The following is a 10,705-nucleotide window of genomic DNA, read 5'->3' as shown; positions in this document are numbered from 1 at the left end:
CGCCGCGTCGCCGCTGCCCGCTGCGACATCGACCGTCGCTCCCGCGCCTGCCGCTGCCGCTGCCACCGCGGGGGAGACTCCCGCGCCCACCGACGATGCCGGGAGCGCCGACGCCACGGTGGACGCCGCCGACACCGCGTATCTCCGCGAACGCGCCGCCGCCGCGGTCGCCGACCTGCCCGTGGCGCAGCAGGCGGCCTCCATCGTGATGGGACACATCGGCGGCACCGACCCGGCCGCGCTGGCCGCCTACATGCAGGCCGGGTTCGGCGGGTTCATCCTGATGGGGGCGAACATCCCCGGCACCGACGCCGAGCTGCACGCGCTCACGGATGCTCTCGCGGTGGACCCGACGCTGCCTCCGCTGATCGCGGTGGACCAGGAGGGCGGCCTGGTCTCCCGGCTCGACGGGGACGTGTTCCCCGCCTCGACGACCCTCAAGGACCGCCCGGTCGCCGACACGTCGGCCGCGTTCGCCGCCCGCGGTGCACTGGTGGCCCGTGCGGGCATCACGGTGAACTTCGGCACGGTGGCAGACGTCACCGCCGACAGAGGCTCGTTCATCTTCGGGCGGGCCCTCGGCACCGACCCGTCCGGGGCGGCCGAGCGCGTCGCGGCGGCCACCTCGGCGCAGCAGCCGTTCGTCGCCTCCGCACTCAAGCACTTCCCCGGCCACGGTGCGGCTCCGGGCGACTCGCACCACGCGATCCCGACCACCGGACGGAGCCTGGAGGAGTGGAAGACGACGGACGCGGTGCCCTTCGCCGCGGGCATCGACGCGGGAGCCTCCCTCCTCATGTACGGGCATCTCGCCTACACCGCCGTCGACCCGCTGCCCGCCTCCCTGTCCGCGACGTGGCACACGCTCGCCCGCGACGAGCTCGGCTTCGACGGTGTCTCGGTGACGGACGACCTCGGGATGCTGCTGTCGTCGGGCGACCCCGCCTACGCCGATCCGGTGGCGAACGGGGTGGCGGCGGTCGCGGCGGGCAACGACCTGGTGCTCATGGTCGCCGGCTCCGACGCGCAGACCGCCGGACGCATGGCCGCGGGCATCGCGGCGGCGGTCGACGCGGGCACCCTGCCCGCGGAACGGCTGGCGGACGCCGCGACGCGAGTACTGGCCCTGCGGATGCAGCTCGCGGGATCCACCGCGACCTGGGGAGTCTGCGACACCTGCACCCCGGCGGGCTGAGGCGGAAGCGACGGCTCAGGCGACGGCGCGTGCGTCCGAGCCGAGCCAGGCGCGGAGCAGAGCTGCGCGCAGCACCGCCCCCCGCTCCGCGAAGCCGCGCTGTCGTCGCACGTACTCGGCCTTGCCCTCCGGCGTCTCGATGCGCACGGGCTCCACGTCCCAGGCGGCCAGGTCGTAGGGAGCGGCCTGCATGTCCAGCAGGCGGATGTCCCTCGCCAGCTCATAGGTGTCGAGCAGCAGCTCGCCGGGCACGAGCGGCCCGAGCTTCATGGCCCAGCGGTACAGGTCCATGCCGGCGTGCAGGCACCCCGGCTGCTCGACCTGGGGCTGCCCGTCCCTGCTGAGCGTCGTCCGGTTGCGTGGCACGGCCTCCGGGGTGAAGAACCGGAACGCGTCGAAGTGGGTGCACCGCAGGTCGTGCGACTCCACGACCGCATCGGTGCCGTCCTTCCCGAGGCGCAGCGGCACGGGGTGACGGTGCTCGTCCGCGCGATACACCATCGCCCACTCGTGGAGTCCGAAGCAGCCGAACTGCCCGGGCCGCGAGGCCGTGCGACGCAGCATGCGCTCGACCAGCGCGGCCAGCTCGGGCTTCTCGGCCGCGTACCGGTCGGCATCGGGAACCACCGCGTCGGGGGTCGCGCCGGGGGAGTACCAGCGCCACCCGGCACGCTCGGCGGCGTCACGCAGCTCGACCCCCGCACCGGGGTGCCAGCGCCGCAGCTGCGCGGGCTTGTAGGCGTAATAGGTGTGGAGGAAGTCCCACACCGGGTGCTTCTCGCCGCGGGACAGGCGGGCACGGTGGTCGGCGGTCAGCGCGTCGGCACGCTCCCGATGCGCCTGCTCCCGCGGGAGCCACTCCTCGCGCGTCAGGGCCATGTCAATGCAGGATGCCCACGTCGCCGAGCTGGTCGCGCAGACCGGCACCGTCTTCGGCGCTGACCCAGGGGGCGGCGTCCGCCTCGTGCGACTCCATCTCGGCGCGCCCACCGGCGAGCACGGCCTCGGCGGGAAGGAGGCGCCGGATGGCCACACCGGCCACGGAGTCGGGGTGCTCTTCCTGGAACTGCGTGTAGATGGCCTCGTCGTGCTGGCCGTCGTCGCCGATCAGCAGCCACTTCACCTCGGGGAACTCGGTGGCCAGGCGGCGCAGGTTCGTGAGCTTGTGCTCGCGGCCGCTGCGGAACCAGCGGTCGTGCGTCGGGCCCCAGTCGGTCAGCAGCAGCGACCCTGCGGGGAACAGGTGCCGCCCGAGGAACCGGGAGAGCGTGGGTGCGACGTTCCAGGCGCCCGTGGACAGGTACACCATGGGCGCGCCGGGGTGCTGGCGCAGGAGCTGGTCCAGCAGCACCGCCATGCCCGGGACCGGGATGCGGGCGTGCTCATCCACGACGAAGGAGTTCCAGAAGGCGATGAACGGGCGCGGGAGCGCCGTGACCATCACCGTGTCGTCCACATCGGACACGACCCCGAACCGGGTGTCCGCCGCGACGATGAACGCCCGCGCCTCGATCGGCTCCTGCCCCTCGACCGTGACCGTGAAGGTCTGCCACCCGGGCTCCAGGTCGGCGCGGATCACGGCGTCGATCACACCACCGCGGTCGGCGACGACCTGGTGCGTGCTGTCGCCCACGTGCACGCTGACCGACGCGAACCCGACCGGGATGCCGACGAAGCTGCGCCAGCCGCGGATGCTCGCCGGCTCGCCGTCCCGGTTGCTACGCTGCGGCGGCACGATGAGCACCCGCCCCAGCACGCGCACCCACCCGGGACCCCCGTAGCCGGGGAACGGGAGGATCGTGGCGCTGCGGCCGCGTCGGCGCGCTCGCCCCTCGCGCCACACGTGGAGGCGGTGCTCGAGCCGTGCGAACCAGTGGATCCTGGGCGCCGGGGGTGGGGAAGCCATTGCCTCAGTCTTTCACGTCGGCGTCCGTGCCCGCCTCCGGCGCCTCCAGATGCCGCGCCTCCAGCCGCTGCAGCAGCTTCTTGCCCAGATACGCCAGGAGCAGGAAGAGCGCGATGGCGCCGACGAAGATGTAGCTCGCGTAGTGCACCCGGTCGACGAGGTCGCGGAAGCTTCCCGCCGCGAGCGAGGTCACGCTCACGTAGGCCGTGGCCCAGATGATGCAGGCGGGCGTCGTCCACGCCAGGAAGCGGCGGTACGGGTATTCGCTCATCCCGACGGTCAGCGGCACCAGGGAGTGCAGCACCGGAAGGAAGCGGGAGAGGAAGATGGCGATGCCGCCGCGGCGGGCCAGGTAGTTCTCTGCGCGCACCCAGTTCTGCTCGCCGATGCGGCGCCCCAGCCACGACGAGCGGATGTGGGGACCGAGCCACCGGCCGAGCCCGAAGCCGATGCTCTCGCCGATCAGGGCGCCGACCACGACGGTCACGCCCATCGCCACACCCTCCCAGGGGGTCGCGATCCCCATGGAGGCGATGATCACGATCGTGTCGCCGGGGACGATGAGCCCGATCAGGATGCTCGTCTCCAGCATGACCGCGAGTCCGGCGACCAGTGTGCGCGTGACCGGATCGATCGACTGCACGGTGTCGAGGAGCCAGAGCAGGAGGTCGTCCACCCCCTGAGAATATCGGGCGTCGCCGCACCTAGGCTGGGAAGGTGCGCGCGCACCTGAGCCCCCGACCCCTGCCGACCTGGGCGGACCCCGAGCGGCTGTTCCGCGTGCTCGCCGCCAGGGCGGGTGACGTGTTCTGGCTGGACGCGGGGGACGGAGCCGCGGAGGGGTGGAGTCTGCTGGGGGTCGGCGTGCCGTCGCCGAGACCCGACGATGTGCGGCTGGACGGCCGCGTCTCCGAGCCCGGGCTCCCCCCGTTCCTCGGCGGATGGGTCGGCTGGTGCACGTACGAGGGCGGTGCCGCGGCCGCCGGTGCCCCGGTGTCCGCGGACGACCCGGTGCCCGACGGCTGGATGCGGGTGACCCACGCGATCGCCTGGGACCATGCGCGCCATCGCCTGTGGGCGCTCGACCCCGCCGGGCCGGACGCCGACCCCTGGGCGGACGAGCTCCTCGTCGCGGCGGTCGACCCCACTCCCGCGCGGCCGGATCCGACACCGGGGACCACCGTGGCCCGGCACGCCCCCGCGGAGTACGCCGAGCTCATCGAGCGGTGCCGCGCCCTGATCCGCGCGGGCGTCGCGTATCAGCTCTGCCTCACCACGCGCTTCACCGTGCCGGGGACGCACGACCCGGTCGAGGTGTACCGGCGGCTGCGGGCGGCGACCCCCGCGCACCACGGGGGCTTCGTGCGCATCGGCGGGCGCGCGCTGCTGAGCGCCAGTCCGGAGCAGTTCCTCCACGCGGCGGGCGGAGTCGTGCGCACCCGGCCGATCAAGGGCACCCGGCCGCGCAGCACCGACCCCGACACGGATGCCGCGCTCGCCGCCGAGCTCGCCGGCGACCCGAAGGAGCGCGCGGAGAACGTGATGATCGTCGATCTCATGCGCAACGACCTGTCGCGCGTGTGCGTGCCCGGCACGATCCGCGTCGACGGGCTGTGGGTCGTGGAGAGCTACCCGGCCGTGCACCAGCTCGTGAGCACGGTGAGCGGCACCCTGGCGGACGGCGTCACGCTCGGCGCGCTGCTCGCGGCCGCGTTCCCCGCCGGCAGCATGACCGGGGCGCCGAAGCTGTCGGCGATGACGCGGCTGCACGAGCTGGAGAGCGGCCCCCGGGGGGTGTACGCCGGCTGCTTCGGCTACGTGGGCGTGGACGGCGCGGCCGACCTCGCGATGGTGATCCGCAGCATCGTGATCGCGGGGGACGAGGCCGTGGTCGGAGCGGGCGGCGGGATCACGTGGGGCTCGGTGCCGGCGGCCGAGGTCGCCGAGGTCGCGACCAAGGCGAGGGCTCCGCTCGCGGCGCTGGGCGCGGAGCCGCCCTGGCCGTGGGGTTCCGATATCCTGAACTGATCCCGCAATTCCCCTCAGATTGGTCGTGCGTTCGTTGTCCGAGAACCTGTCCACCGCTCCCGTCGACGAGGAGATGCCCTCGGCGCACGCCATCCAGGCCAAGTGGCAGAAGTACTGGGCGGAGCACGAGACGTTCCTCACCGGCGGCGACGGCGACACCCGCCCGCGGCGCTACGTCCTGGCGATGTTCCCGTACCCCTCGGGCGACCTGCACATGGGGCACGCGGAGAACTACCTCTACTCCGACATCGTGGCGCGGTTCTGGCGTCACCGCGGGCACAACGTGCTCAACCCGATCGGCTGGGACTCGTTCGGCCTGCCCGCCGAGAACGCGGCGATCCGCCAGGGCGCGGACCCGCGCGAGTGGACCTATCAGAACATCGCGCAGCAGAAGGTCGGCTTCGAGCAGTACGGCGTCTCGTTCGACTGGAGCCGCGTCCTGCACACGTCCGACCCGGAGTACTACCGCTGGAACCAGTGGCTGTTCCTGAAGATGTACGAGCGCGGCCTGGCGTACCGCAAGAAGAGCCCGGTCAACTGGTGCCCGAACGACCAGACGGTGCTGGCGAACGAGCAGGTCGTCGACGGTCGCTGCGAGCGCTGCGGCTACGAGGTCGTGAAGAAGAAGCTCACCCAGTGGTATTTCCGCATCACCGACTACGCGGATCGGCTGCTCGACGACCTGAATCAGCTCGAGGGTTTCTGGCCGCACAAGGTGCTGCAGATGCAGCGCAACTGGATCGGCCGCTCGGTCGGCGCCGACGTGGACTTCCGCATCGAGGGCCGTGACGAGCCGGTGACGGTGTTCTCCACGCGCCCTGACACCCTGCACGGTGCGACGTTCTTCGTGGTGGCGCCCGACTCCGATCTCGCCGCTGAACTGGCCGCCGAGGCTCCCGTCGAGGTGCGCCAGCGGTTCCAGGACTATCTGGAGCAGGTGCAGAAGGAGTCCGACATCGATCGGCAGTCCACGGATCGCCCCAAGACGGGCGTGTTCCTGGAGCGCTACGCGATCAACCCCGTGAACGGCGAGAAGCTGCCGGTGTGGGCCGCCGACTACGTGCTGGCCGACTACGGCCACGGCGCCGTGATGGCGGTTCCCGCGCACGACCAGCGCGACCTCGACTTCGCCCGCGCCTTCGACCTGCCGGTCAAGGTCGTGGTCGACACGACCGCGCCGATCACGGGGGCCATGCCGGTGATCGAGGTCGACGAGGAGGGCGTCCCGATCGACACGGGCGCCGCCCTCGACGAGCAGCACCCCGCATCGACCGGTGTCGCGCTCACGGGCGACGGTCGCATGATCAACTCGGGTCCGCTGAACGGGCTGTCCAAGCGCAACGCGATCGCCCGCGCGATCGAGCAGCTGGAGGCGTCGGGCACGGGCCGTGCGGCGAAGAACTACCGTCTGCGCGACTGGCTGATCTCGCGACAGCGCTTCTGGGGAACGCCGATCCCGATGCTGCACGGCGACGACGGCCGCATCGTGCCGGTGCCCGAGGACCGGCTGCCCGTGAAGCTGCCGAGCGTCGAGGGACTCGACCTCAAGCCCAAGGGCACCTCGCCGCTGGGCGGGGCGGAGAGCTGGGTGCGCACGACCGACCCGGAGACCGGCGACCCCATGCTGCGCGACCCCGACACGATGGACACGTTCGTCGACAGCTCGTGGTACTTCCTGCGCTTCCTCTCGCCGAACAGCGACACCGTGGCGTTCGACCCCGCCCAGGCGTCGCGCTGGGCGCCGGTGGACTCATACATCGGCGGCGTCGAGCACGCGATCCTGCACCTGCTCTACGCGCGTTTCATCACGAAGGTCCTGTTCGACATGGGCCTGATCGACTTCACCGAGCCGTTCTCGAACCTGATCAATCAGGGGATGGTGCTGCTCGACGGGCAGAAGATGTCGAAGAGCAAGGGCAACCTGGTGCTGTTCCAGGAGGAGCTCGACGCGCACGGCGCCGATGCGCTGCGCGTGGGCCTCGCCTTCGCCGGTCCGGTGGAGGACGACAAGGACTGGGCGGACGTGTCGACCACGGGCGCGCAGAAGTTCCTCTCGCGTGCGCTGCGCATCGGGCACGAGGTGTCCAGCCCGGTCGACGTGGTGTTCGACGGGGGAGACGCGGCCCTGCGTCGCGCCACGCACAAGCTGCTCGCGGAGGCTCCGGCGCTGGTCGAGCAGACCAAGTTCAACGTGCTGGTCGCCCGGCTGATGGAGCTGGTGAACGTCACCCGCAAGACCATCGACGGCGCGGGCGGTTCGGGCGACCCCGCGGTGCGCGAGGCCGCCGAGACGATCGCCGTGATGCTCGACCTGATCGCGCCGCACACCGCGGAGGAGATGTGGGAGCTGCTCGGGCACGAACCGTCCGTCGGACTGGTCACGTGGCGCTCGGCCGACCCCGCGCTGCTCGTGGAGGACACGGTCACGGCCGTCGTGCAGGTGGGCGGCAAGGTGCGGGCTCAGCTCGAGGTCCCCGCGCGCATCGGCGAGGCCGAGCTGGAAGCGCTCGCTCGCGCGGATGAGCGCGTGATCCGGTCGATCGGCGACCGCGAGATCGTGAAGGTCGTCGTGCGCGCTCCCAAGATCGTCAGCATCGTCGTCGCGGGCTGATCCGTCGCGACCTCCAGAGCCGCGGTCACGCGTCCCGGTCGGCGCGCGCGGCGTCCGCGACGGCGATGCCCCGGCGCATCGCCGCGCGAGACGCCTCGGCCCACGGGCCGGACTCCGCGAGCGGGATCTCGGTCAGGTAGCGGCGCTCGGACTCCGGCAGGAGCGTCACGAACCGGGTCGGATCGGAGCCGGCCATCGCATACAGAGCCGGACCGTCCGCGTAGTACAGATCGCACGCGACGAGACGCCCGTCGCTGCCGCGCATGATGTTGGACGGGTTCTGATCGAGGGGGCCGCACCAGGGCAGCGCCCGCGCTGCCCTGGCATGGATGCGGCGCACGACGTCGACGAGCTCGGCGACGTGCGGTGCGCGTTCGGCGATGGCGGTGTGGAAGGCGACCGCGTCCTTCTCGTCGACCGCGTGGAGCCACTCCATCACCTGCAGATCGCCGCCGCCCGCGAGTCGGCGGTGCGCGAACAGTCGCGGTACCTGACCGGTGTGCGCGGCTTCGCGATACAGCGCGGCCGTGTACGGTCCGACCGGATCGAACGGGCTGATGCGCACCGCGGCGACGCCGTCGGGTGAGCGCAGGGCGAAGGCCCAGTCGCCCGCGCCGCTCGGCGTCCAGCCCGCCTCGCGGAAAGCGCGCTCAGCGTCGCGATGAGAGGCCTCCGGGGGCAGGTCGTCGACGATGTCGGTCACCGGTCCAGTCTGCGCCACGCGGCGGGCACGCATCGGAAGAGAGAGCGGCGTGCCCGGGCGCCGGCTCATGCGTGCTGCCGGCCTGGCGGCGTCGGAGCGAGCTCGGCTCCGATCGCCCCGCCTTCGGCTCTGCACGGCGGACCGGGCGCCGCTGTTGTCCACGACCGGCGGTTCCCCGTGGTCGCGGGGGGTCTGCGGAGACCTACCGTGACGGGGTGACTCCTCCCGCACCGACACCCGTACCCCGGCAGCGACGACTGCGGCTCGGTGTGGGCGCCGCGGTGGCACTGGCGCTCGTCGTGCTGTCGGCCGCGGTGGGTCTGGGCATCCTGCGCGGCCAGGGCGCACCGGCGGAGTCCTTCCCGGTGGGCGACCGCGCGACGGCCGCGCCGTCGTCCGACGTGCTGTACGTGCACGTGCTCGGCGCGGTCGAGCGGCCGGGACTGTACCTCGTCGGCGGTGATGCGCGGCTGGTCGATGCGGTGGCGGCTGCGGGCGGGACGACGGTCGACGCCGACCTCGCCGCGATCAACCTCGCCCGCCGGGTCGAGGACGGCGAGCAGATCCTGGTGCCCGTGGTCGGCGGGTCGGGCACCGGTTCTCCTGCCGCGGCACCCACGGACGCGCGGATCGACCTCAACGCGGCCGACCAGGCCGCGCTGGAGACGCTGCCGCGGATCGGTCCCGCCCTGGCCGCCCGCATCATCGCGTGGCGGGAGGAGAACGGACGCTTCCAGTCGGTGGACGACCTCCTCGGCGTGCCGGGCATCGGGGAGAAGCTGCTCGCGGGATTACGCGACGGGGTACGGGTGTGAAGTCCCGCGATCTCCGGCTCGTGCCGGTCGCCCTCGCGGTGTGGGCGGCGGCGCTCGTCTGCGTGTTCCAGCCCGGTCTCGCGGCGGCCTGTGCGCTCGTGTGCGGCGTCGCGGCGGGCGTCGTCCTGCTGGTGCTGCTCGCGCGGGGGAGGCACGGCGCGGGGCTGGTCCTCCTGATGCTCGCGGCGGCCGCGGCCACGGCGCTGTCCGTGGGGTACGCCCTTCCGTCGCGCGAAGCCGCCGCGGGGCAGGGCGGCCGCGTGGTCGAAGCGGTGGTCGAGGTCACGTCGTCCGCGTCCACGGGTCAGGACGGGCGGCTCTGGGTCGAGGCGACCACGAAGAGCCTCGGTCCGCCGGGTCGGGCGCGCCCGGTCGCGGTGCCGGTGCGGATCGGGACCGCGACAGCCGACGGCATCGACCTCGGCGCCCGGCTCCGCGTCGTGGGGGAGACCTCGGCGACGGAGGCGGGGGAGCGCGCGGTGCTGGTGCTCTACGCCACGACCACGGAGGTCGTGCAGCCTCCGTCCGGGGTGTTCGGCGTGGCCGCCACGGCGCGCCGCGCCTTCGTCGACCGCGCGCTGCGGCTGCCCGAGCCGGGCGGGGCGCTCCTGCCGGGACTCGCCGTAGGGGACACCAGGGCGGTGGGCTCCGACCTGGACGAAGACATGCGTTCGAGCGGTCTCAGTCACCTCACGGCCGTCAGCGGGGCGAACTGCGCGATCGTGGTGGCGGCGGTCTTCGGGCTCACGGCGCTGTGCGGTGGCGGCCGGGCGCTGCGGGTGGTGCTCGCGACCACGGCGCTCTCCGGCTTTGTGGTGCTGGTCACGCCGGAGCCGAGCGTGGTGCGCGCCGCGGTGATGGCGGGCGCGGGGATGCTGTCCGTGCTCCTAGGACGACCGAGCGCCGGTGCAGGCGTGCTCGCCCTGTCGACGATCATGATCCTGGTGTCCGATCCGTGGCTCGCCGCGACGCCCGGCTTCGCGCTGTCGGCCGCCGCGACGGGCGCACTCATCCTGCTCGCACCGCCGTTGTCACGCGGGTTGCGACGGTGGATGCCGGGCCCGGTCGCACTGGCGATCGCGGTCCCGCTCTCGGCGCAGCTCGCGTGCGGGCCCATCATCGCGCTGTTCGCGGAACAGCAGTCGCTCATCGGCGTGGCGGCGAACCTGATCGCGGAACCCGCGGCACCGGTCGCGACCGTGGTCGGGCTGCTCGCCTGCCTCGCGGCGCCCGTGCCCGCGGTCGCCGACCTCCTGGCCGCCACCGCGTGGCTGCCCGCGACCTGGATCGCGACGACCGCCCAGGTGACCGCGGACCTGCCCGGTGCGACCATCCTGCTGCCCGCAGGGATCGGCAGCGCGGCACTGGTCGCCGGGCTCGGCGCCGCGGTCGCGGTCGTGTGCCTGGAGGGCGGGAGCCGTGGTCCGCGGTGGCGCGTGCGCGGCTC

General features: G+C 72.9%; 9 protein-coding genes. 5 read left to right on the top strand and 4 right to left on the bottom strand.

Translation table 11 applies throughout. From position 1 onward, the window contains the following. A partial coding sequence (locus tag DW297_RS14405; protein WP_342589031.1) for a glycoside hydrolase family 3 N-terminal domain-containing protein occupies positions 1-1,195 on the top strand: 1,195 nt, incomplete at its 5' end. 15 nt (positions 1,196-1,210) lie between these two features. Here DW297_RS14405 and DW297_RS14400 read toward each other — a convergent pair. Genes DW297_RS14400 through DW297_RS14390 form a run of 3 tightly spaced genes read right to left on the bottom strand, consistent with a single transcriptional unit; the run spans position 1,211 to position 3,777 of the window. Next, positions 1,211-2,074, bottom strand: a complete 864-nt coding sequence (locus tag DW297_RS14400) for a 3-methyladenine DNA glycosylase (RefSeq protein ID WP_136033593.1) — start codon at positions 2,072-2,074, stop codon at positions 1,211-1,213. A gap of 1 nt (position 2,075) precedes the next feature. Continuing rightward, positions 2,076-3,101, bottom strand: a complete 1,026-nt coding sequence (locus DW297_RS14395; RefSeq protein ID WP_136033591.1) for an App1 family protein — start codon at positions 3,099-3,101, stop codon at positions 2,076-2,078. Positions 3,102-3,105: 4 nt separating this feature from the next. Beyond that, a complete protein-coding gene (locus DW297_RS14390; protein ID WP_136033589.1) occupies positions 3,106-3,777 on the bottom strand; it encodes a DedA family protein in 672 nt (223 codons plus the stop codon). A gap of 41 nt (positions 3,778-3,818) precedes the next feature. On the opposite strand from DW297_RS14390, the gene DW297_RS14385 reads away from it, so the two are divergent. Next, positions 3,819-5,129, top strand: coding sequence for an anthranilate synthase component I family protein (locus DW297_RS14385; protein ID WP_136033587.1), 1,311 nt, complete (start codon positions 3,819-3,821; stop codon positions 5,127-5,129). Positions 5,130-5,202: 73 nt separating this feature from the next. Further along, positions 5,203-7,740 carry a leucine--tRNA ligase gene (gene leuS / locus DW297_RS14380; protein ID WP_136033595.1) on the top strand — a complete coding sequence of 846 codons (2,538 nt, stop codon included), beginning with the start codon at positions 5,203-5,205 and terminating at the stop codon, positions 7,738-7,740. A gap of 25 nt (positions 7,741-7,765) precedes the next feature. On the opposite strand, the gene DW297_RS14375 is transcribed toward leuS, so the two are convergent. Then, entirely contained in the window at positions 7,766-8,443 is a 678-nt protein-coding gene (locus tag DW297_RS14375; protein ID WP_136033585.1) for a hypothetical protein, read from the bottom strand. Positions 8,444-8,658: 215 nt separating this feature from the next. Between DW297_RS14375 and DW297_RS14370 the strand changes: the two genes are divergently transcribed. Together DW297_RS14370 and DW297_RS14365 are read left to right on the top strand one after the other, a co-directional pair. Next, on the top strand, positions 8,659-9,258 hold the full coding sequence (locus DW297_RS14370) for a ComEA family DNA-binding protein (RefSeq protein WP_136033583.1): 600 nt from the start codon (positions 8,659-8,661) through the stop codon (positions 9,256-9,258). Then, positions 9,255-10,705, top strand: a 1,451-nt coding sequence (locus tag DW297_RS14365) for a ComEC/Rec2 family competence protein (RefSeq protein WP_136033581.1), incomplete at its 3' end; no start/stop codon positions are given. The genes DW297_RS14370 and DW297_RS14365, both read left to right, overlap by 4 nt.

It is taken from the genome of Microbacterium sp. PF5, assembly GCF_004794315.1.
Taxonomy (GTDB): domain Bacteria; phylum Actinomycetota; class Actinomycetes; order Actinomycetales; family Microbacteriaceae; genus Microbacterium; species Microbacterium sufflavum.
This window is presented reverse-complemented; position numbering and strand designations above follow the sequence as displayed.

Excerpts from the sequence above, each read along its gene's own strand:
- leuS (WP_136033595.1), top strand. The coding sequence starts at position 5,203 with ATGCCCTCGGCGCACGCCATCCAGGCCAAGTGGCAGAAGTACTGGGCG.
- DW297_RS14395 (WP_136033591.1), bottom strand. The coding sequence starts at position 3,101 with ATGGCTTCCCCACCCCCGGCGCCCAGGATCCACTGGTTCGCACGGCTC.
- DW297_RS14400 (WP_136033593.1), bottom strand. The coding sequence starts at position 2,074 with ATGGCCCTGACGCGCGAGGAGTGGCTCCCGCGGGAGCAGGCGCATCGG.